Here is a 23474-nt window from a genome sequence, read left to right as displayed (position 1 = left end):
GTCGAGAGCCGTTGCTCACCCGCGGTCGTCAAAGCCAATCCGCAAGCCGGCTGTCAAGCCGCTCGCAGCCATTCGACGCTCCAGGCGGAAAGCCGCCCTTCAATGGCGCCGCTGTCCATCATCAGCCGAATTTCGATCGGCGTACGTGGGTCAACAATATTGACCGGCACCGCCGCCTCGAAAGAGCCAGTGCCTTCCGGGCAGACACGCAGCCTCCCCAGCAATTCGGCGGCATGTACCTCCAGGGTGAGGATCTGCCCCTGACAATCTTCGTCGACATCGAAGGCAAATTTCGCATTCCAGCGGCCTGGAGGCAGGTGAAGATAGGGACCATAGATGAGGCACCGGGCTCCTCCGGTGAGGTCGACAAGATCGTCCAGTGCCTGCCCCAGGCTGTCGCCTGACAGAAATGTCTCTTGCGGCCAGAAAATCGTGGCGCGCGAGCTTTTCCGGCGGTCGAATTCCAGAGGGCGAAGAACCTTCCTTGCCGTCTCGCGCAGTGCCTCGCTAACCTCCGGGACAGCCTCCTGCGGCATCAGATATCCCGCGATCACCGCCGCTGCTGCCTCCTCCAGTTTCGGCGGCTCGGCATGCGACGGCTGTCCGGCAGGCGCCATTCCGACATGCAGCAGCGCATTCGCGATTTGCTCAAATTTGAGATCAGTACTGAAATGCCGGTCTATCGTCTTCAAAAGCAGATCTATGCTGCTCTTTTGACCGATGTCGTTGCGACGCAAGACCAGCGCTCCGGAAGCGCCTGCCAGCGGCTCGAGGCAGGCAAGGCTGGCCGAGACGGCCCTGACCAAGCCGATATCCCGCTGCTCGGTCGCTCGAGCCAGATATGAGACCGCGTCGAGCGGATCTTCGAGAAACAACAGAAACGGCACATTGACCCTGAGGATCAACTCCGAAAGCCTGGCTTCCGGAAATTGCGAGACGAGAACCGCATGCATGCCGGATCGCGTTACGACATGCTGCTTGAGGTCCTCCACCGTATCGGTTGCGATGATCGCGTAATCGCCGAAGGCTTCGCGGGCCAGGGCATGCACCGCGGCAACACCCCACGAGGACATGACGCCCGGCATCCCGAATGCAAAGAGGATGGTCATGATCCGCTCTTTCTGCGATTATCCGTTGAAGAGGCTGTCATAAAGCGCGCTCACCTTCTGCTGATATCGATCCGTGGAAAAACGGGCGGCCTGCCTGGGACCGGACCTGGCAAACGAGGCGCACAACCCGTCATCCTGATCCAGACTGACGATCGCCTTGCGCATCTCCTCCGTGTCATAAGGATCGACCAGCAGCGCGGCATCTCCGGCTATTTCGGGGATCGATCCCTCCGTGGAGCTCAGGACCGGCGTTCCAAGCTGCATGGATTCCAGCACCGGCAGGCCGAAACCTTCATAAAGCGAAGGAAACAGCACCGCCCGCGCTCCCCTGATCAGGCTGATCAGCAAGGGATAGGATACGAAATCGAAGCGCTGGATCTGCCGTTGCGGCAAGATACGGTCTTCCGCGCGAAGATAGAAGCGAAACCGGTCATCATCGATGAGCTGCCGCGTTTCCTCGCCTTTCCATCCCGGAGCACCGACGATGATAAGCGGCTTGGATGTTTTTGCGGCGAGATAGGCCTCGATCAGCCGTGAAATGTTCTTCTTCGGCTCGAAAGCGCCGAAGAAGAGGAAATAGCCCTTCCAATCGAGATGGAAGATGCCGGCGACTTCATCCGCAACCACATCGACCGGTTTCTCGCGAAGTCGCTCCGGCACGTGAACGGCCTGATAGGTATTGCTGACGCGCGCCTCATCGGCACCGAGAACCTTGATGATATCGGCCCGCGACGTTTCGGATACCGTCACGATATGATCCGCTCGCCGGACCAGGGAGCGCAGCATCTTGTAATGATAGCGCTTGTCGTCCTCGGTCAGATAGGGCAGCCGCAAGGGCACCAGGTCATGGATCGTATAGATATTCAGCGCCTTCCTAACCGCGATCGGCATCGGATAGGTGCAGTGGAGAAGATCCGGCCGTGCCTCGAACTTCATTGTTAGATTATTGCCGTAGCGCTTGAAATGATGACGCGCGAGATGGAACAAGTCGCTGGAAGCATAGGCCAGGGCCGCATCGCCGAGTTGCGCCTGAAGAGATTTAAGAATAACCGTCCCGCCCAGTGGGATCGGAACCGGCCTCACACCGAAGGGCGCGGCAATGCGACGGCGCAGCCAATGCCGAGCTTCGGATAATGCTCCGCGCGGGCGGGCGCCGGATGCATCGAAGAGAACAACCTCCCGCAATACCGGGTCCTTCGGAACCTTCCCCGGAATTCCGTAAACAACCCCGGTCTGATAACCAAGCGAACGGGAAGCCGAGAGCAGGCTACGGGTGTAGGTCGCAACACCTGTGCCCTTTTGCAGAGAAAGATTGAGGCCGTCGTAAAGGATCGTCTGGCTCACTCCCATCTCTCCTTCAGCATCTGAAAATCCCTCGTCACTCTCAAGCCGGCTTGTCACGCGACAGGACGAGCAGCGAATCGTCGGCCCCATATTTCGAAAGCAGGTCTTCGCTAGTGATGGGAACCGCCTCACCGCTGAAATCGAGACGTCGCATTGTCCCGTAGATGCCGGCGAGCCGTTCAAGAAAACCGGATGCGTCGGCATAGCGGGCAGGATTGAATTCAACGACGAGCATCGGCTTATGGCGGGCAATGGTCTCGGCCATTCCTTCGAGTATCACCTCCTCCGCCCCCTCCGCGTCGATCTTGATGAAGTCAACGCGCGAGCAGGAGGCGCTCATCCCGTCGAGGGTCGTCACGGGAACCTTGATGATGACACCATCCTGCGAGCGAGGTTGAAACAATTCCGAAACGATCAGCGCATTCTTCGGCTCGTTATGGGGTACATATAAGGAGGCTTCTCCCGATATCGTTGCGCCGAGCGCCGATGTTTCGATCCGCGTCCGTCCGAGCAGCCCGTTGAGTTCGACGCTGCGACGCAGGAAATCGGCGGCATGGGGATTTGGTTCGACGGCGATCAATTCGCCCCTTGTGCCGACGAGCTCGGCAAGCAGAAGGGAGTAATAGCCAAAATTCGCGCCGACATCGATCGCGGTCATACCGCGCTTGACGTTGCGCGCGCAAAACAATGTCAGCCAGATCTCCCAAAAACCGTCCAGAAGAACATGGGATCCGAAACCTCTGTCTCGAGTGTCTACATAAAGTTTGTAGCGACCGAGTACGCGCACCAAGGCCGTGTGGTTTCCGAGGTAGGCGCTGTTCACGCGCTGCAAGATGGCCGTTTCGGCCTGATGCCGATCGAACGCCATCAATTCATGAAGATGTAGCAGTGCCGAAGAACTCATTGTACCTCTCTCGTTCCTGCATGCCCGTAACGCATTCCGCAGGCCGGGCAACATCAGGAAACTCCCTCGATCGCAGCGAGATTATCCGCCTCCGGCCTGTCCCTCGCCTTTGCTCTGCCGTCTTCAGTTTGCTGCCGACGCGGAGATGCCGACCGAGGCTGCCGACAAAGCCGTTCCGGTGACACCTTGGAAGAGGCCCATGAACTTTTGAATATCGATCGACGAGGCATTGGAGATATAGATTATATCTCGCGGCTGAACCTCGAAGTTCTGCATGGCAAGCAGCGTCGAGCCGTTTTTCAGGTTGAACCGATAGACGATCGGGACAGGTCCGCCGCGGCGCAGCAAGGGATTGCTTGGTGGAACGATGCGGCGGGCAACCTCAAACGGCTCGTAGCGGAAAAGGAAGACGCCCGAAACATCGGCGCGGCTATCCTGCAAGCCTCCGGCTCGTGCGACGGCATTCGCCATGGTCAAATGCTGAACGCTGAAGGGGACTTCGCCATTCTGACCTGATGCGCCAAGAATCGTGTAAGTAACCGGCTCGCGCACGACCGTAACGACGTCTTCGGGCCGCAATCTCACGTTCTCGCGCGGATTTTGAACAATCGCGGTAAAAGGCAGATGCATCGTTCGCCCGCCTCGCGTCAGGTAGACGACGCTATCGTTGACGCCGGCGCGCAGTCCTCCCGCGGCGGCAATAGCATCGAGTACTCGGCTGCCGGCGGGCGAAAGCGCGACGCGCGCGCCGCCGGCCACCTCGCCTGTAACCGTGACGGTATTCGACGAGCTTTGCTGGACGGTCACCAACGCCTGTGGTTGCACCGCCTTGCCCATCAGGCCGGAAACTACCGCCTTTTCAACGGAAGCCGGAGTGCGGCCAGCGGCGGTGATCCGGCCCACATAAGGAATACTGATTGTGCCATCGCTGTTGATGGTTTGCGGCGGGATCGTCACTGAACTACCCGTCGCCTGTTGCTGTCCCGAAGCGCTCGACGCCATCCCGAACAAGCTCCCCGGAGGCGCTTCCCAAAGGCTGACGGAAACGACATCGCCAACCGCTATCCTGAGGCCGGGATCCCGTGCGCCCTCACCGAAATATGCCGCGAAGCTGGCTACCGGTCGAGCGACACTCTTGACCATCGCCGTCGACGTCACATCGACAACCGCGAATGGTGGCATGGCGCGCGCGGCCGCTTCTTCCAATATGCGGGAGGCCTTGGGGCCAGCCTCCGGTAGTCCACAGCCCGTAAGAACGCAGGCGAGAACGCACAACAATCCGAACTTCAACGGCATCGACGATCCTGAATGGCATGGAGGCAGTTTTGGCGAGGCATTCTCGCGCGAGGCAGGCTAGGCCGTTCCGGCATCGTCGCTGCGCTCCCGGGTAAAACGAAGGATCGACGAAGGACTGGAGCCATAAGCGTGTTTGTAGAGCACGGAGAATCGCCCGGGATTGGAGAATTGCAGGCTCATGGCGAGATCGGTGATGCTTTCGGCCTGACCACCCTTGATGGCGCCATGCGCCGCAGCCAGCCGGTAGTTGCAGAGGATTCCCATGGGCGTATCGCCACGGTAGGTCTTGAACATGCGTTGCAGCGCTCGCGGGCTGCAGCTCGCAGCGTTTGCGAGATCCTCCAACATGATCGCATTGTGCAGATTGTCGCGCATGAAGGCCTCGGCCCTCAGGAGCTGCCGTGGCGCGTTTTCAAGCGTGCCGCGATTGAAGGCATCGGACAGATTGTGCGGCAGCTTGGCGAACAGCTTGACCAGCAGGAGCTCGCTGTAAGCCTTGGCGAGCATCATCCGTTCGGTCTGGCGAGCGGTCGTCAAGTCCTTCTCGGCCTGGCGCAGCGTTTGATAGAGTCCTTGCGCACCGCCTTGACGGAAGCTCACGGGTGCCAGCGCAAATTCCTGCACATAGGGCTTGCCGGTCAGCTCCTCGAAATGCTGACGGATTACAGATTCCGGGATCTGAAACAGCAGCCAGGAGCTGCGCGGCTTGATCTCCAGCCGCTTGCCCGCCCGATCGCTGATGCTGGCGACATAATTGGCAGGAATGCGCAAGGACTTGCGCATTCGCCGGTGATTGATCTCTATTTCCCCCGCGAGAACAAATACGATGCTGACGCGCGGCAAGTCCTGCTTCGCGGTCCCCTCGAGGCCGGCCGAATGCTCGGCGCTTATAATCGAGGCCGACTGAAGCGGTTGCTTGCTGAATTTGAAGGAATAATCGCCTGAGGTTTCCGAAGGAACCGCCCATTTCCAGTTTGGTTCAAGCATGTCAAGGTTGCGTATGATTGCATCCCGGGAATACACCTCGAAAGTGCCAACGCATTGCTCGACAACTCTTTCCAACATCGCCATCCGCTAATCCTACTCAAAATCTCAGGTTGTATATTAGCAATCGCTAAGACGTGATTTCTATCTAGGCCACTTTTTTCTAGCGTTCGTTTTGACGACTCCATTCCTTTGCTCTCGCGCCCACTTCGAGAGGCAAGACCATTCATCGCAAGTTGCATTACTTACAATTAAATTAGCACGATGAATTTTAGCGAGACAGTACAGATAGTGACGATGTTATACAGAATCCTACCTCTTCGTAGCGCGGCCACAGGTTGAAAATGTCGAGCGACGATATCGGACAAATTAATCGCTCTCGGCAAACATATTCGACATGTCTACGGGCACAGGTTGCAGAAGTAGTTACTAATTTACCTCAATCGAATTGTTGGAGGGTTTGTTGCATGCACAAGGTCCGCTGGAAAAAGGAGTAGCCAAGCGGCCACGCTGGCTTGCGGCTAAAACAAACCGCGCGCTATATTCATTTCAATTATTCTAATACATGATGGGGCTTAGCTAAGAGCGCTGCCTCAGCGCCCGGAATGCCGCTATCTATATACGATCGGGTCCCGGTAAGCGCTTAAACGCGGTGCATTCTGCCGCTTGATATTGTGTCAATTTGCAAACATGGCGTGCACTACTGTTGCCGATCCACACAACCAGCCGTCGGCCGGCTTACAATGTGGAGTAAATGCGAAATGCCGCTTCGATGTCGTCGAAGACGCGGCCGCGGCCATTCTTCAACACCAGCGCCGACTTGCACAGCTCGCCGATCACATTGAGATTATGTCCCACAATGATCATCGAGCGATCCTTGCGTTTGACGAAAAGCTCCTCAAAACAGCGGAGCTGGAAGCGTTTATCGCCAACCGCCAATACCTCATCGATGAGATAGCAATCGAAATCGATGGCAAGCGACATGCCGAAGGCGAGCCGCGCTCGCATGCCTGAGGAATAAGTCCTGAGAGGCATGCGCAGGTAACGGCCAAGCTCACTGAAATCCTCTACCACATCGCGAATTTCATCGAACGGCTTGTCATAGATGCGCGACAGGAAGCGCATGCAGTCGTAGCCAGTCATCGAACCGCCGAAGCCACCGCTCAAGGCAATGGGCCACGACATCGACATGTTGCGCACGACCTTGCCCGACGTCGGTTCCTCTATCCCTGCGATCATGCGCACGAGCGTTGACTTGCCGGCCCCATTGTGTCCGAGGACGGCGATCTTTTCACCGCGGCCAATCTTGAATGTCACGCCGTCGACCACGCGGCGCATCCGGCCATGCACCTCATATTCCTTGACGAGGTCGAACACGCCGACAATGCCATCTTCATGCCAGGGTATTTCGCTCTTCGGCGCCGGCGCGCCCGGGGAGGCGATCTGCGTGAGACTGGAAGGGAGACCGGTCATTGCTGAGTCGCGTGCTCGTGTACCTGGATCATGAAGAAGCGCACGATCCAGAAAGTCGCGAAACAAACCGCAAGCAGCATCAGAAACGAACCGAGGCGCTTCGGGTACAGCGCATGATCGGGCAAATTCGGATCGGCGATTCGCTCCAGATACAATTGCTGCCGCTGCGCATCAATCCTGGCATTTTCCAGGGAAACAGTCGCCGATGTCAGCATCTTCGCTGCCATTTCTCTCTCCAGCAACAGCTGCTCATATTGCGCGATACGAGGCGCCATCGAGCCGTCACTCCCAACGATACGTGCCCGTTCATCGCTGATCTGCCGTTCCATCGCCGCCACGCGCGCGCTCAGCGCCTCCCCTTGCGGACTTTGCGGCGCCTGTTCTTGCAGCGCAGAAAGACGCGCCTTGCTGTCGGCCAGATCATCCGAAAGCCGGGCAATCATGTCCAAGGCAGCAGACGACTGCTTGCTCGGGTCGACTAGCGCTTCGCGATTGCGGAATTCCGTAAGGCTCTTTTGCATGTTGGACAGCCTTATCTGGCTGTCGTTCACCTCGATCTGCGCGTAACGGACGGCATCTTCGCGCGCTCGATCATTAAGACGGTTGATGAGTTCTTCCGCGTGCTGAACCAGGGCATTGGCCAGGCGATAGGCGTCTTCGGCACGAAATGCGCGTGCATCCAGTGTCGTCACGCCGCTGCCGCTATCAGTGTGTACATTGATGAAACGAAGATAATGCTGATACAACTCCTCATTATTGGCTTCCGCCCAAGGCAGCGGGTAGCGGCTGAGGAGATCTCCTTCGGGGCGAGAGAGGATTTCCGTCAGACCATCCCTCTTTACCAAGGCGTCGACGGCGGCGCGCGACTTGATGAACTCGGTGACGATGTAGCTGTCATCCTGCGCGCGAACGAATCCGGTGCTCTGCAGGAACCCGCTGAGCAGCCCCGCGGCATTCCTGTTCGGACTGCGCACGACGAACTGCGTTTCGGAAACATACTGATCGGAGCAGATGAAACCGTAATAAATCGCCCCGAGCAAGCCGGGAACGACGACGATCAGCAATAGCAGCAATTGCGATCGGGCCCATTGCGCGACAGAACGCGGCCAGGAAACCGGTTGACCTATGACAACGCCGGATGAGCGTGCATTCACCAGCCTAACGAAATCAGTGAATTCCTTGTTATTCTCGATACGGCTCATTTGGGACCATCAAATCTCTCTTGGAATGGTGAGGACCACTCCGCCGCTGCCCTTCCGGAGCTCCGATCGAGCAACCGCAGTCAGCCGGTTTCCATCGTGTCGGCTCGCCATTCCGAACAACGGGCACGACGATGTCGATGGCAATTTACTTTGCAAAAGATTCCCATATATCCTTAGAAAGTCAAATATATTTCCGCGCTTTCGAAATTTTTACATACAGAAACAAGAATAATTTGCCTTCTGTCGCAATTAATACTTTGGCGACGCGATCCGTATGGCGAGGCCGAATTGTGGCGGCGATAACTGCCATTCGATTAGCCGTTTCACCCTCATTGCTGGTTCAAGGAATTCGGAATGGGAAAGTTCGGAGGCATCTTGCAGCATATCGGCAGTAACCTTGCCTCGGATGGCCGTATAGACCTGCTCATCGACCGAAGCCTCTTGAAACTTCTCCTGGGTAGGCGGCGCAGCCTCCCATTTTCGATACCGGAAGATGTCCTCCAGTTACCGTTGCGTTTCATGTCTCCCAAAGCGGTTCCGCTCATGCAACCGGCCGTGAGCAGACATCGCGGGCTGTTTCGCTCAGGCGCGAGCCATCGCTCTTAGCGATCATCTTTTGGGGGGACTTATATGCACATAGATTCGACGATTTTTCCCCAGGAGGCGCGGTCCTCGACAAAGGCAGACGAGCAGCCGTCCTGGTTGCCCCCGATCAACGCACGACTGCTTGCTTTCCTTCCGACACGTCAACGGTTTCCTCTCATCGGCCCCGCCTTCTCCGCCTCGCTCAAGCCGATCGAATTGACGATGGGTGCCGCCGATGGTGTCGTCAGTTGGGGAGGCGGGCCGCTTGCCCGCCTGGCACGCCTCTATGCGCAGGTGCAAGGTCTGCCCTTCTGGACGGTGGCGGGCGGCTTCCTGCAATCGACCGGTCAGGACGCCACATCGCCGGTCTCCATCGTCGCAGACGATCTCGGTATTCATTCTTCTGCCCGCCAGCCCTCCCGATTGGAAGCGCTGCTTCAAAATGCGCCATCCGACACGGATATTCAGCGCGCCCGCGATCTGCGGCGATGGATCATTCGCGAACGGCTGTCTCAAGATAATCAGCTGCGGGACGAGACCATTTCGCTTCGCCAAAGCCGTCGCAGGCGCATCCTGCTTGTCGACGAGGTGATGGGAAATCACGCTGTGGAAAGCGCCGGTGCCGATGCCGCGACCTTCGCAAGAATGTGGACGGCGGCTCTTGCCGTGGAAAATGCCGATATCATCGTCAAATGCCATCCCGACGTCATCGCGGGCCGGGCCCGGGGTTTCCTTCAACCCCACGCCCGAACGGCAGGCGTGCAGCTTGTGGACCGCCCTGTCTCGACACATTCCCTGCTGGATATGGTGGATGAGGTCTGGACCGTATCAAGTCAACTCGGGCTGGAAGCGCTTCTGCGGGAAATACCCGTCACTACCTTCGGCATGCCCGCCTATGCCGGCTGGGGACTGACTGCGGACCGCGCCGTGGGCACCGTCGCAACGACGGCGCGCTCGCGTCGTGGACGCCATGTCAGCATAGACGAGTTTGCTGCTGCTGCGTTCTTTCAATATTCCCGTTATGTCGATCCCGTCTCGCGCAGCCCGATCACGGCCGAGCAGGCAGTCGAACGGCTGCTGGAATGGCGCACGCGCGCCCGATCGCTCTCCGGCCGTTACCTTTGCGTCAATTTTTCGCTTCACAAACGCGCGGTCATGCGCCGCTATCTAAGCAGCCCCCGGTCGCAGGTGCAGTTCGCCACCAATCCGAGCGCCTCGGAGATCCAGAGTGCCGACACCATCGTCCTTTGGGGGAACGCCACTCCTCCCGATGAATCCATTTTGTGGAAGCAGGGCAAGAGATTGCCGATCATTCGGGTTGAAGATGGCTTCATTCGCTCCTCCGGCCTCGGCAGCTCGCTGGTGCCCCCATCTTCGCTCTGCTTCGACGACCAAGGCATCTATTTCGATGCCTCCGCTCCAAGCCGGCTGGAGACGATCCTGAACGGGGCGAATTTCGACGATGCGCTTCTTGCGCGCGCAAAGCGCCTGCGGCAAGCCATCGTCTCGATGGGCATTACCAAATACAATCTGCCGCCGCAGCCGGCGCCGGATTATCGTGCTCTCGCCGAAAACCGCGACATCGTTCTGGTGGCCGGGCAGGTGCCGAACGACGCCTCGCTGCGGTTCGGCATGGCAAGTCATCCATCCGATATCGAACTGCTCAAAGCCGTCCGGCGCGCAAGACCTGCGGCATTCATCATCTACAAACAACACCCCGATCTTCTGGCGAAGGCGGCTGGCCGTCATCCGCCTCCATGGCCACCGGCGGAGGCGGAAGCCGCCGATCTCGTCATCGGCAATGTTGATCTGGATAATCTCCTCGGCGTTGTCGACGAGGTTCATGTCGCAACATCGCAGATCGGGTTCGAAGCCCTGCTGCGAGAAAAGCCGGTATGGTGTCACGGTCTCCCCTTCTATGCCGGCTGGGGCCTCACACGGGATTCGGTCGTTTCGTTGCGGCGAAAGCGCGCTTTAACGCTCGACGCCCTCGTGGCCGGCACACTCATCCTCTATCCGCGATATTGGTCGAACATCACCAATCTTTCGTGCGAGGCGGAAGACGTGGTCGCCGAACTCTATCGTTCCCGCCAAGGCATCGCTCCCAATCCGTCGCGGCGGCGCTGGCTGGCACAGGTCATCCACATGCTCGAGGCAAGAAAAAAATGATGAAGCCGGTCGTTATGGACATCTCGCGATTGATGGAACGGTCGCATTGCCCGACGCCCACCGGCATCGATCGCTATGAGCTTCATTATGCGAATTGGCTGAACGAGCGCCGCAAACGGACTGCCTTGACCGATCTCGGTGCGTTTCCGCAACCGTCGTGGTTTGTCGAAACCGGTCATAACAGCGCCGTCACCGTTCCGTCGAAGCGGGCGGACGAGTTGGTCTCCATGCTTAACAGCCGCTGGGCAGCAACGGAGATATCGCCCGCACAGTCCGCCCTTCTCGAACGGATTTTCGCCGCCATCGATGGCAAGATCAGGTGGCAGTCGGCGTCGGAAGTAAAAGCAGGGCAGGCTCATACGCAAAAGCTGCGCAAGATTGCGCATGCCGTCGCCAATCATTTCGCTCATGGCCTGGCGTTGCCGGACAGGGCGTCTTTCGTCCACGTATCACACAGCCGGCTGGAGCGGACATCGGCGTTCTCCTGGCTTCGAGAAGCCGGCAGAAACGGCGTCTTCTACGTCCATGATCTCATTCCGCTATCGCATCCGGAATTCGTCAGACCGGAGGAGCCGGAGCGGCATCGCCGCAGGATGGAGACGGTGCTGAAACACGCATCGCTGGTGCTTTGCAACTCCCAGGTAACGGCGCGCGCCTTGCGCACCTTTGCCCAGGAAAGCAATCGAAAGCTGCCCTCTATCGCCGTGCTGCCTCCCGGTGTCGAACAATGCTTCCTGTCGCCGTCATCGGAGATGCCGCGACCACAGCAGCCATATTTCGTGACGCTCGGAACGATCGAACCGCGCAAGAACCACATGTTGTTGCTGCACCTGTGGCAATATCTGGCCGAGCGCGACGGGCCGAAGGCGCCACGGCTGGTCATCGTCGGCAAAAGGGGATGGGAAAACAGCCACATCCTGGCAATGCTGGAGCGATGCCCTGCCCTGCCCGGCCTCGTCATCGAAGTGCCGGGGCTGGAGGATGCTGCCTTGGCGCGGCTGGTGGCGGGCGCGGCCGCCCTTCTCGCGCCTTCCTTCACGGAGGGATATGGCATGCCTGTCGCCGAGGCTATCGCGCTCGGCACGCCGGTCATCGCCTCCAACATCAGCGCCCATCGCGAGGCTGCCGCCGGACAGCCCGCCATCTTTCTGGACCCTCTAGACGGGCTGAGCTGGAGAGCCGCGCTGGACATGATTGCCGCCTCGCCGCAACGCCGAATGAAGCCCGGGTCATCAAGCGGGTGGGATACGCATTTCGATGATCTGGAGGCGCTGATTGAGGCAGATTTTTCGCCACGACGCCATGCTGCTCAACGCGCTTCGCGGCGTATCGAGAGATTCCCTACCTCGGCGATTTTGCAGTGAGAGGCGGCGGTGCTGGCGCAACATAATAACAAAGTTCGTCGGCAAGACGCGGGAGCGGCGACGTGACAAGCTTTTACGACATCGAGAATTGCTACAAATTCATTCTCGGCCGTCCGATCAACGACGATGAGCGAAATGTCATCGGCAATCATCTCCTGCAAATCACCGACCTGCCGCTGGACGTCCATCGCAGACGTTTTCTGACTTCCAACGAATTCCACCAACGTCATCGCGAATTGCTGTTTCACAATTTCGTGCCGAGGTCGATCGTCGTCCTTTTTGAAACCGCATACAATTTCAAATTGTATCTGGACCTTCGCCAATATCATATTTCCTTCGGCATCATGAACGGTGAGTATGAGAAGTTCGACATCGAGCTCGTGAAAGCCATCGTGCCCGATAACGGGCAATTCATCGATGTCGGCGGCAATGTGGGGTACTATTCCCTCTCTGTCGCAGCCCATCATTCCCCATTTAGAGGAACGGTTCTCGCCTTTGAGCCTCTACCGAAGCTCTGCGAGTTGTTCAATCGATCGATCGTGGAGAACGGACTTGGAGACCGAGTCAGCGTTCACCAGCTCGCTCTCGCGGATGCTCCGGGAGAATTACCCCTTGATGACGCGGGGGAAACAGTCAACGCGGGAGCCACGCGACTGATTACTGCCCGCGCTGAAGTCAAGGTCGATCGCAAGACCAAGGTCGAAACACTGGATCGTGTTATCGGCAATCTGCGGCCTGATGTCATAAAAGTCGACATACAGGGAGCGGAAGGCTTGTTTCTGAAGGGGGCGCAAAGAACCATCGCCACATGTAAGCCTTCTCTATTGATGGAGATCAACCACGATATGCTCTCCATTGTCTCCAAAACCGCTCCAGGCGCGATCCACCGCCAGCTCGCAGATTTCGGCTACCACATCTGGACAACGTCCGAGCATCGGCTGATGCGAATGGCGACATCCGAAGAATTCAACTCGAACTTTCCGGCCGGCACCGCAGCGAACATATTTGCCGTTCATGAAGATCGTGCCGAGGACGTCAACCGGCGGCTTCAGCACCTCGAGTTACAACGCTGCTACGCTCCTTGGAATTCCAGTACCAGGTGACGAACTATGCCCAACGTTAGCGCGACCGCAGCGGCGTCATTCGAACTTGATGTGATGGCGTGCCACGTTGATCAGGAAGAGGCCGGCAGCCGTCGTAAACAGGCAGCACTTCGCGAGGTAATCAATGTCATAGAAAGTTTGCACGGAATCGCCAAAGACACCGGCACGAAAAAGCTCGAAGCAATGAACGAGAGGGACATAGAGCGCCAGCTTCTGGGCGCCACTGGGAAGCCAGGCCACCATGAAGAACATGCCGCAGATCGGCAATGTGAGATATTGAAACGGCGGCACCAGCTTCTCAACAAACTCGAACCGTTCCGAACCGGCGGCAAAGATGAGCGCCACCGCGAAAGAGAGCCAGGCCATGAACAGCCAGCCCGCCAGCACCAGGCCGAGATCCTGATAGGGCGGAATGATGTTGGCCAAACGCGCAACCGTGTAGACGACGATGAGAGCGGCGGTCGTGCCGGCAGTCTCCAGAAGCGCACGGGCAATTATGGCGTCAGCCAGGCGGATCTGGCGATGGTACATCAAGGGCAGATTTTGACGCAGACAAGACACTGCGTGACCGGTTATGTGGCGCCAGAGCGTCAGCGGCATGTAGCCGCTCAAAACGAAAGCCGCGACGGTCAATCCGTGCGCCTCATGATTGAGCAGCGTCCACATGATCATGACACCCGTGGTCAGGATCATCGGTTCCAGCGCAAGCCACAGGAAGCCGATGTTTTCCCGCCCGTAGCGTATGAGCATTTCGCGCATGATCAGCGCACCAAGGACGCGCCCCTGAATCTTCAACCCGTCAATGAACTGCGACCCTCCGCGCGCGTTTGCAGATACCTGATGCATCCGAAGCCCTCCTGGTCGCTACCCCGTCTCCATCGGACGGTCGGTCAACGATACCGGCGAAGGGCAACCGCTCAATCTTCATTGCGCCGGGCTCGGACAATTAGCGTCCGTGACGTCCGCTCGCGGATATGCAACGACAGACGACCACCAGAAAGGGCATGGTCATGGCTCTGATTAACCCCGAGACCCAAAACAAGAAAGTCGATGCAGATCAGCGCCGGCAGCCTTTCCACCGCATGATTGCAACTTCGATTGCCGGACCTGCAAAGGCCCGAAAGCGTCGCAAGCGTTACGGCCGTCTAAGCGTTTATCTGCTGGCGGTTGTTGCCCCTACCCTGGCGGTCAGCGCCTATTACGCATTCATCGCCGCTCCAATCTATGTGTCCGAATCCTCTTTCGTCGTCCGCATGGCCGCGCCGCCATCCTCCAATGTTTTCGGTTCTCTGCTGCAGAACAGCGGGATAACGCGCTCGCAGGACGATACTTTTTCCGTGCAGGAATATATCCGCTCCCGCCAGGCGCTGAAGGAACTTGCCGAAAAGCTTCCCGTACGTGCTATTTTTGGCAGTCCGCAGGCGGACTGGCTGACGCGCTTTCCCCGCTTCTGGGAAAACAACAGCGAGGAACAGCTCTTTAATTACTATTCGAGCCGGGTGTCTGTCATTCACAACGACACCACAGGCATCACCGTCCTGCGGACGACAGCCTTTCACGCGCAGGATGCCGCGGATATGAACGCCTCATTGCTGGCACTTGGCGGCGATCTTCTTGACCGGCTCAACAATCGCGCCCGCGGCGATGCGGTTCGCTTTGCCGATGGCGAGGTGCAGCAGGCGCAGCAGCGGGTCATAGATGCCCAAAGAAACATAACAAACTTCAGAAACAAGGAGCTGATGGTCGATCCGAATGCCAGCTCCATGTCGATGATCGATCTCATCAGCAATCTGACGTCCGCTCTCGCCAATACACGGGCACGCCTTGCAGAGACGCGCAAGACTGCGCCGGACAGTAACTCCATTCCCTTTCTGACGAGCCAGGTCGCGGCACTGGAGCAGCAGATCGAGAATGAGCGAGCAAAAATGGTCGGATCCGACAAATCCGTCGCGCCCAGAATTGCAGATTACGAAAGTCTCGTCCTGATGCGGGAGTTTTCCAACAAGGCGCTCGTTGCCGCGCTCGATGCGCTCGAAGCAGCCCGAGCCGATGCCCGCCGCCAACAGCTCTATCTTGAGGTCGTCGTTCCGCCGCAGATGCCAGACGAGGCAGAGATGCCTTATGCGCTGAAGAACGTTACGGTCGTTTTCCTGTCCCTGAGCCTTTGCTATCTGCTGGGCTGGCTCATGGTCACCGCCATCAGGGATCATGAAAGCGGCTGACCTCGATATCAGTGCCCTGAGAGGGTTGTGTAATCGCAGTTCGACGTATCGCATCGTCTTTTTTGCAATCAGTGCGTTTATTGAAGTTCACTATCGCATAGAAACGGAAATGGAGCACATCGTGATCGAAGAGCAATCGAAAACAAGCGATGCAAAGGACGTCATCATCGCAGCATATAAAGGTCTTCTAGGAAGAGATCCTGACAAGAACGGCATGAGTTCTTATCTCGAGTTGTTGGAGAAGAACTCAATTTCATATGAAGATCTTATACGGCAAATCAGCACGTCTGATGAATTCAAGACCATACATGGATACATTCACACATATGGCTCCTCCGGAAGAGAGGCAATGGATGTATTTCGGCAATTCAGAAAGTATGAGGGTCCGGGCCGAGCAGGCTTTGTGACCAACTTTCTCGGTTGTGTTTCCAACGTGAACCATGTCGGTCTTGCAAGCCATTCCGGACTGGTTGAATCATTTCCGTTTCCCGGTAATTTTCATGGGGCCGCCCTGGAATGGATCGCGGTATTGCGCTCAGTTCTCGACGCTCGGGAGCGATTCAGCATGATTGAGCTCGGTGCCGGATGGGCACCTTGGTCGGCGATCGGCTATGCGGCCGCCAAACAGAAAGGCTTAAGCGCTCATGTGATCCCGATCGAAGGGGATCGTGGTCATATCGATTACATTCACCATTCTTTTCGTGAAAACTCCATCCCGGATAGCGATGCCGACGTTATTCATGGGGTCATCGGCGTTGAGGACGGGATAGCCAGGTTCCCTCGGGCAGCGCAGGCCGGGCATGTCTATGGCGCCGCCGCTGCCTTTTCTGGCGAAGGCAACGATGGCGATGCATTCGGGACATTCCTGAGGCATCATAGCGGCCTTATCGCGGAAATTGAAGAAGTCGCATGTTATAGTCTAGCAACGGTCCTAGACGGCAAAGGGACCATTGATCTCATCCATTGCGATATTCAAGGTGCCGAAGGCGACCTCTTTGAACGCCATATCGATGTGGTGACGAAGCAGGTGAAGCGCGTATTCATTGGCACGCATTCCGCTGACTTGGATCGGCGCCTTATCAGCTTGTTTCCCAAGCATGGCTGGGTTTGCGAAGGCATTGTTGCCGCGAAGACCAGGGACGATCCGCACGGAGATCCGATGCTTGTTGCGGATGGTGATCAGGTATGGCGCAATCCGGCGTTTTTCTGATCCAAGTCTTACAGCAATTCCGGGAAAGTGTATGGCGGTTTTCCGTCCGGAATTGCGTATAGATGTTCGTACTCACAGTCAGCTACTTTGCCGCACACTTCTCAAGGCGGCCTTCGGCGTATGCGGGAGTTATTTCTTCACGAAAACAAAGATGCTGGTAACATTGTCGATATGGCCAGGCTCTTCATGCAACTCGAATAACCGGCAGCCAGTTCTATCGGCCAGCTCCAAGATGGAATGTTGCGGCGTGGAGTGCATCTCCATATCGAGTTTGAAACCACCCTTGAGATAGTCTGCTACTTTGAAGCTGTAACCATCTTCATGTGTCCTAACGTGTACGATCGCGACTCCGTGAGGCGGCAATCCGGAAAACGCCCTCTCTAGGATAGACAGTGTAACCGGCGGCGGATTGTGTTGCAGCACCAGCCGGGAATACCAAAGATCGAAGCCGCGCCCTGGCATGACATTCTCAGCTGTGACTTGGATAAACTCGACATTATTGGCGCCCGAAGATGCAATATGCTTTTTCGCCAATTCAATATGAGGGGCTGAGATGTCCAGCGCGATAACATGCTTGAAGGCCGTAGCCAGCGCAGCCGTCGCACGCCCCACACCGCAACCAAATTCAAGGATAGTTTTGAAGTCATTTGGCGATCGGTTCATTCTACGGAGCAGGTCGCAAACCAAGTACAAATCTCCGACACCGCTTTCATAAAATTCAACCAGATTTTGTTCCAATTGATCCGGCACATATTTATCCAAAGACAACACAGACCAATGTGGCGCCTGAGCACCAATTTCTGACCAATAGGATGCCGTCTTGGATACCACCTGTTTAAGAGTGGGATCGTCCATGGTGGTTTCAATATCGGAGGGCGGAGTATGGGCCAGAAAAGATTTAGTGACCGCTATCGGATTCTTTAATTTATACTCGGGAGACTCCATCAGATGCTGGCGGAATAATTCAACGTCTTCGAATGCCTGGCGATAAATTTCTATAACATCGTTGTTTTCTGGCAACCTGCCTAAGAGATAGCGATAGCCATAGCTCACGTCGTCCTTAGAAATTGGCATTTCTCTGGTCCTTAAGTGATATTTCTTGGTGCACAAGCCGCGACGGTCGTTGTTCGTTGTTCTTCTTATTGCCCTGATGCGAACGTACATGATCCTCCAAGTACGAAGGAGCCGGAACCGCCCGTCACAATCGTCGTCGGGGCCGGTATTGTCGCCTGGCCACTGCCACTTTGGACAAGCAATATTTGATTTAAGCCACTGACTACAACCCCAGATAGAATAGTAAACGAGGGACTGAGCGTAATTCCCGCCATACTGGAAATGGTGCAGAACGCGTGCTGGTCTGGTAGCTCATTGTCCGTAAACGGCAGACCATTGATAAAGAGAGAACCTGAGAGGCCGCTGGAGGTAGTACCGTTTATGTAAAAGGTAATCGTCACCTGAGAGCCATCATACCAGAACGTCCCAACACGCGAGCTATACGTTACCGTGCCGCTCTCGCCGCTCCCGACCACTCCCGGAGTCCAATACTGTCTTACGCCGCGCAGCTCATAAATGCCGCCGGCGGATGTTGTGGGAATTACAGGTGCTGGATGTGTGACATTGGCTATACTTGGTGGATTTGCGCCTGAAATAAAGCCGGAAGCTCCGGCATCAATAGCGGCCGACCCATTATTGTCGTTGTTGTAGTTCCAAAGGACTCCGTTACCAAATTGCAGGCTTCCGCTGCCCAATACAGAGATGCAGCTACCGCCAGCGTAGAAGCAATCTATATTTCCGATCGATACCTGCGTACTTGTCCCAGAATCCCGATAGGTGCCTGAACCAGGCTGACTTCCGGTTCCGGGAAATGCCTGGCCCGACCCGCGAAGATTGGCGATCTGTAATTGCACGCCTGTCGCGTCGGGCTTAATCCAAATGCCGTATAACGTGGCGTCAGCGGACACAGAACCGATCTGGGCACCCGTCGTGGTACCTTCGTTCGATTGGGTAAAGGCTAGGGCACTATGATAAGACAAGGTAAAAATGTCGTCTATAAAAGGTGAATCGGATCGCGCGTAGACAATCGGATCAACAGTCTGGTCGAACGCCGCGACGACGGAAGCCCCTGACCAGAAAGGCCAAAACTGGATATCTTTAAGCGTCGAAATATCATGCATGTGATCAAAGGAAAGACACGTTCCCTGGGGCTGGCCATAAATATTTGTGATGTGACCGCGCGCAGAATTAAAGACACTGATGCAATGCGTTGTATTATAGAACATGATATTATCAAAATCGACCCGGCCATTATTGTTAAGTACGAAGAAATATGGATAGGCGTTTGGGGTCCAGGGACCAGTACCAATCGTTGGCTGATCGTCATAGAACGCTATATAAGAAAAGGAGGGCGTACCTCCTTGGCCAGCAAGTCCACTTATTGTGGCGGGGGTGAACGAAGTGCTAGAGCGGTGAATCCACGTACCAAGCATATTTGTGCTGCTCAATGATCCCGCTGAAACCGCCTCATTCCAGCCTGCTCCGCGGAAGCAAGGGGTCTGCGCCGACATTGTTACTGCAGAGGACCATAACCAAATTCCCGCCGGGATAAAGATGCAACCAACATTTGCGTCGTAGGCTTTCTGGACATATTGGCCAATATCTGTCGAGTTGTTGTTTTGTGCGCCCCAAATGCGGATGTCCGTTATTGTGCTAGGCTGCAGCATCCAACACCCTGTCCCGCTTGATGGTTGGACCTTCGCGCCGTTATCTGGGCCGGTGCAGTTGGATGCCGACAAGGTGTATGTAGCCGCGCCGCCGTCACCGGCGGCGTAAAACCCGCTACGGACAATGGTCGTTCCCACAGCCAGTCCCGAAATGGACGTCGATTGTAACGCAGCGTTTGTTTGGACCGTGCTGGCGCTTTGCGCCCAGGCACCCGTACTGAAACTGAACACCAGAAGTGCCCATGCGAGCAGCAAAAATTGTCCGGCAGTACGGTCGTTGTTTTCTGGCAACCTGCCCAAGAGATAGCGATAGCCGTAGCTCACGTCGTCCTTGGAAATTGGCATTTTTACAGTCCTCACCGACTTATGGAGACGACGCCGCTTCGCCTCATCTCTTGCCACTTGCCAAATGCACGCTAGAACTCCCAACGGAGGAAATTCTCAATAGTTATATTTCAGTTTGAAAGCCGCTCACGGGGGATCAGCGCCAGATCTTCAAGGCGAGTATTCGCCCCATAGTTCTGTAAAAACAGGCCAGGGTCTCCTATGTCCTTCGGTGCGCCCGTCGGGTCCGCTCGATCAAGAAGACCAATGTGATAACCAATATCTGTAAACCTCTTTAAATAGCTCAGCGGATCCACCCCAGATATGCGCTGAAGCATCTCCGGCGAGAACTCCGTCGATATGATGGGCCGATCGCGCTCTATAAGAGGCCAAGCGCCGTCAAAAACCTTGGACTCTGCGCCCTCTACGTCAACCTTGATGAAATCGATGCGCTTTTGGACCAGCTGATCCAGACGAAAAACCGGCACCACCGTACAATAAGGACTGCTTAAAACAGCGGAAGTTTCCGGCAGCAACCCGCCATTGGAACCCACATGCGTAGAGAAATAGGCAGCCCCTTCGGCGCTGGATAGTGCGACAGGCAGAAGCTTTACATTGTCAATTCCGTTTCGCTCGATGCTCAACAGTATCAAGCGACTATTTTCGGAATTCGGCTCTATTGCTGTCACGGAACCCGATGGTCCAACGAGCCTTGAGGACAACAGCGTAAAATACCCGATGTTTGCACCAATATCGACGACATGCATTCCCTCCTTGATCACTGACTTACAAAAGGCAGTGACATGAGGCTCATATATACCTGAATGCAGTATCGAAAGGCCGACTGCCCTGTCCGCATTGTCTACCGCCAAGCTAAATGATCCAAGATCAGCGTAGAAAATATCCTCTGGTCCAAATCTGACAATGATCGGTGTGTTTAAGCTCTGACGATCAAAAACACCTATAACAGAGCGAATTTTTGAATAAGATAGTTCTCCATCCGAAATACCATGTCGCCTAATATGATCTTTATGAGATGGAGGAATATCGTTCCCATACAGGAACTGACATATCGTTTCTAAACTTCCATCCATAAACAACCTCCACTCACAGCACTGATCTCGGGAATCGAATTGATCAAAATTACATTTTGAGGCGGGCCAAGCCGCCTAACGGGACGGCTTCAATCAGTTTCGGCCTAGCTGCGATTGGAGCATGACTTTCTCCAACAAACCCACTCGTTCCAGTGGGGCCGCCCCGTCGCAGTACGCCACGGCTGAAAGCCCGAGATGGCATGACCGAGCGCCGGTATCGGCGAACCTGCCCCTCGTCAGCAGATTGACCGTCACCCTCCCCTGCGGTCCGACAACACCTTCGAACGAAATGTAGGTCGGCCGGTCGATCAACTGGAAGGAAGACGTTTCCCCCCCGGCATCGGTGATCAAAACAATGTTCTGGCTGCCAGGCGGGCACATCACCTCCAGGTAGATACGCACTTTCTGGCCCTCGGCGAGTTCGCTATCGAACACAAGCCGGGAGCGGCGCTGGCTTGCCCAGACACCCCAATCCTCCATGGCGAACCAGCCAGAGTCACGTGCTGCGCGAAAGGTGACGATCCGCCGACCTTCGGCGGCAATCCGCAATAGCGCCGTGTCGCCGCCTTCGATGATCTCGCTGCGAGGCAGGCGGCAATTCAAACGGCCGGGCTGCTCTCCCAGCTCGACGCTCATGTCGATCGCCGTCGAGAACAGCTCGGAGCAGAACGCATCCCACGATTTCGGCACGAAATTCTGCTCGATATCGCGCTGCCAGTCGGCCAGATCGTTGCGATCGACAATGACCTGCTTGAAGATGTTGTAACCGTCCTCGATGTTGTAAGGATTGATGTAACGCACGAAATGCCCTCCAACTTCGGGCATCGAGGTGGCGTTGGAGGCGATGCAGGGCTTGCCGTAATTCAGGCTCTCGCCAATGGGCAGGCCAAAGCCTTCGGCAAAGCTTGTATAGGTCGTAAACAGCGAATGCCGGTATAGATATTCCAGCTCGTCGTCCGAAATGTCGTTGAAAATATAGAGCCAGTCCCCGACATAGCCGTGAGTGGCCAGATGGTGGCGCAATTCGTCGATCTGCCAACCCCATTTGCCCACCCAGACGAGTTTCGGTGCCTTCTCGCCCAGTTCGCGGATCAGACGTTCCCAGATGCGGATCTGGTACATATGATTCTTGCGAACCTCGATCGTTGCAACACAGAGGACATATTCCTCCTCTGCCATGCCGAGGATGTTGGTATTGAGAATCCTCGTCTTCTTCTGCGTCTTCCGCAGCTCCGTTGCGAGCGGAATTGCCTTGACGGGCAGCTCGAAGTTGAGACGCTCCTTGAAATAGGCTCTGATTTCGGATGCGACGAACTCCGAATTCGCCAGAACGAAATCGCAAACCGACAATACATCGATCAGCTGTCTTTGAAACTTGTCGACGGCAGCCTGCTGGACATATTCCGGATTCCGGATCTGAATGAGATCATGAATGAATACGCAGAAGCGCATGCCCTTTTCACGAAGCTTCCGCATGACATCGTAATGCGGATAGATCCAGAAAGCGCCCGCAACGACGAATATATCATCCTGCGTGGGCCAAACTTCGAAGCGCGCGTCGAACACGGCGGCAATTGCCTTATCGACCATGCTGCGATCGACAATCGGGACATCGAACTGGCGAACAAGCGTCGCAAGTGCCGCCGGGCTCGCGGCGAGAATACGATGGCGATCATACTCCGGGATCACCGGGATAACGCGGTAATCTCCGAAAATACCGGACTCGATATGAAGGACCAGATTGGCGACGACGCGTTGAATTCCGCTCAGGCTCTTATTGTGCTGAGCATATTCCATGAGGTCGGTGACGTCGAGCCAGATGGTCTTTACCGCTTTTTCGCTCTCGGCGCTGAAATCTGAGAAGACGTCGCCAGCGGCGCCCGCTGCCACGAGTTCGATGACGGCGTCGTGGTTGCCGGGGTTGCATTCCACCGAGCGCTTGTAGCTTTCGATTGCTTCGCCCATGCGTCCGGTGAGCTTCAGCAAGTGCCCGCGCTGCAGGTGAATATCGGAATCATCCGGATTGAGCTCGAGGGCTTTCTGGTAGCGCTTGGCTGCCTCGCGGTAGTCACCCGCTTCCTTGAGGCAGTTGCCCGCCTGAACCCAAATCCCCGTGTCCTCGGGATTGGTCTGCAAATGCTCATCATAGAGGTCGGCCGCTTTCTGCCACAATCTCGAATCCCGCGCGACGTCTGCCTCGCTGACGACGTTTCTCATTTCTTCCTTGCTGCGGAAAATGTTCATGAAATCTCGCCCGGTTTGTTGGGTCAGGTTGATCGCGATGGCCAAGGGGATTTCGGCGATGGTTTGTCGGCGCTCGCAACTCCGCCGGTTCTTGCCGGAGACGGATAGGTCGATCCCATCCGCCTCC

The 23474-nt window shown here is 56.3% G+C and carries 18 protein-coding genes; 5 read left to right on the top strand and 13 right to left on the bottom strand.

Going from position 1 to position 23474, the window contains the following annotated elements:
* Positions 1-53: 53 nt before the first annotated feature.
* From I8E17_RS23115 to I8E17_RS23085, 7 genes are all read right to left on the bottom strand, one after another.
* Positions 54-1109: a hypothetical protein gene (locus I8E17_RS23115; RefSeq protein WP_069615528.1), complete on the bottom strand. Its 1056-nt coding sequence runs from the start codon at positions 1107-1109 to the stop codon at positions 54-56.
* Positions 1110-1127: 18 nt separating this feature from the next.
* Complete coding sequence (locus I8E17_RS23110) at positions 1128-2459, bottom strand: glycosyltransferase family 1 protein (protein WP_069615527.1); 1332 nt, start codon at positions 2457-2459, stop codon at positions 1128-1130.
* A 34-nt stretch (positions 2460-2493) separates the two neighbouring features.
* Complete coding sequence (locus I8E17_RS23105; RefSeq protein WP_069615526.1) at positions 2494-3357, bottom strand: FkbM family methyltransferase; 864 nt, start codon at positions 3355-3357, stop codon at positions 2494-2496.
* Between the two features lie 123 nt (positions 3358-3480).
* Complete coding sequence (locus tag I8E17_RS23100; protein WP_069615525.1) at positions 3481-4653, bottom strand: polysaccharide biosynthesis/export family protein; 1173 nt, start codon at positions 4651-4653, stop codon at positions 3481-3483.
* 57 nt (positions 4654-4710) lie between these two features.
* Positions 4711-5640, bottom strand: a complete 930-nt coding sequence (locus I8E17_RS23095; protein ID WP_229002144.1) for an AraC family transcriptional regulator — start codon at positions 5638-5640, stop codon at positions 4711-4713.
* Between the two features lie 735 nt (positions 5641-6375).
* A complete protein-coding gene (locus I8E17_RS23090) occupies positions 6376-7023 on the bottom strand; it encodes an ATP-binding cassette domain-containing protein (RefSeq protein ID WP_069615690.1) in 648 nt (215 codons plus the stop codon).
* 83 nt (positions 7024-7106) lie between these two features.
* A complete protein-coding gene (locus I8E17_RS23085) occupies positions 7107-8174 on the bottom strand; it encodes a capsule biosynthesis protein (protein ID WP_229002143.1) in 1068 nt (355 codons plus the stop codon).
* Positions 8175-8942: 768 nt separating this feature from the next.
* On the opposite strand from I8E17_RS23085, the gene I8E17_RS23080 reads away from it, so the two are divergent.
* Positions 8943-11066, top strand: a complete 2124-nt coding sequence (locus I8E17_RS23080) for a capsular polysaccharide biosynthesis protein (RefSeq protein ID WP_069615521.1) — start codon at positions 8943-8945, stop codon at positions 11064-11066.
* On the top strand, positions 11063-12430 hold the full coding sequence (locus I8E17_RS23075) for a glycosyltransferase family 1 protein (protein ID WP_229002142.1): 1368 nt from the start codon (positions 11063-11065) through the stop codon (positions 12428-12430). Before I8E17_RS23080 ends, I8E17_RS23075 begins: the two co-directional genes overlap by 4 nt.
* Here I8E17_RS23075 and I8E17_RS23070 read toward each other — a convergent pair.
* Positions 12376-12753 (bottom strand): hypothetical protein, encoded by a 378-nt coding sequence (locus I8E17_RS23070; RefSeq protein ID WP_229002141.1) that lies wholly within the window; start codon positions 12751-12753, stop codon positions 12376-12378. The two genes, I8E17_RS23075 and I8E17_RS23070, sit on opposite strands and share 55 nt — an antisense overlap.
* On the opposite strand from I8E17_RS23070, the gene I8E17_RS23065 reads away from it, so the two are divergent.
* A complete protein-coding gene (locus I8E17_RS23065) occupies positions 12733-13533 on the top strand; it encodes an FkbM family methyltransferase (RefSeq protein WP_229002140.1) in 801 nt (266 codons plus the stop codon). The two genes, I8E17_RS23070 and I8E17_RS23065, sit on opposite strands and share 21 nt — an antisense overlap.
* 36 nt (positions 13534-13569) lie before the next feature.
* Here the strand turns inward: I8E17_RS23065 and I8E17_RS23060 are convergent, their stop codons facing one another.
* Positions 13570-14379 carry an ABC transporter permease gene (locus I8E17_RS23060; RefSeq protein ID WP_069615518.1) on the bottom strand — a complete coding sequence of 270 codons (810 nt, stop codon included), beginning with the start codon at positions 14377-14379 and terminating at the stop codon, positions 13570-13572.
* 164 nt (positions 14380-14543) lie between these two features.
* Here I8E17_RS23060 and I8E17_RS23055 point away from each other — a divergent pair, with 164 nt between their 5' ends.
* On the top strand, positions 14544-15755 hold the full coding sequence (locus tag I8E17_RS23055) for a capsule biosynthesis protein (RefSeq protein WP_069615689.1): 1212 nt from the start codon (positions 14544-14546) through the stop codon (positions 15753-15755).
* A complete protein-coding gene (locus I8E17_RS23050; protein WP_083258334.1) occupies positions 15742-16965 on the top strand; it encodes a DUF4214 domain-containing protein in 1224 nt (407 codons plus the stop codon). Before I8E17_RS23055 ends, I8E17_RS23050 begins: the two co-directional genes overlap by 14 nt.
* Before the next feature lie 129 nt (positions 16966-17094).
* Here the strand turns inward: I8E17_RS23050 and I8E17_RS23045 are convergent, their stop codons facing one another.
* The 4 genes from I8E17_RS23045 to I8E17_RS23030 form a co-directional block, all read right to left on the bottom strand.
* On the bottom strand, positions 17095-18039 hold the full coding sequence (locus I8E17_RS23045; RefSeq protein WP_162750968.1) for a class I SAM-dependent methyltransferase: 945 nt from the start codon (positions 18037-18039) through the stop codon (positions 17095-17097).
* A gap of 65 nt (positions 18040-18104) precedes the next feature.
* On the bottom strand, positions 18105-20030 hold the full coding sequence (locus I8E17_RS23040; RefSeq protein ID WP_141720123.1) for a hypothetical protein: 1926 nt from the start codon (positions 20028-20030) through the stop codon (positions 18105-18107).
* Between the two features lie 110 nt (positions 20031-20140).
* Entirely contained in the window at positions 20141-21103 is a 963-nt protein-coding gene (locus tag I8E17_RS23035) for an FkbM family methyltransferase (RefSeq protein ID WP_083258333.1), read from the bottom strand.
* A gap of 93 nt (positions 21104-21196) precedes the next feature.
* Positions 21197-23347, bottom strand: a complete 2151-nt coding sequence (locus I8E17_RS23030) for a tetratricopeptide repeat protein (RefSeq protein ID WP_141720122.1) — start codon at positions 23345-23347, stop codon at positions 21197-21199.
* Between the last annotated feature and the right edge of the window lie 127 nt (positions 23348-23474).

This window comes from Rhizobium sp. AB2/73, assembly GCF_020871915.1.
In the GTDB taxonomy this organism is placed as follows: domain Bacteria; phylum Pseudomonadota; class Alphaproteobacteria; order Rhizobiales; family Rhizobiaceae; genus Rhizobium; species Rhizobium dioscoreae.
This window is presented reverse-complemented; position numbering and strand designations above follow the sequence as displayed.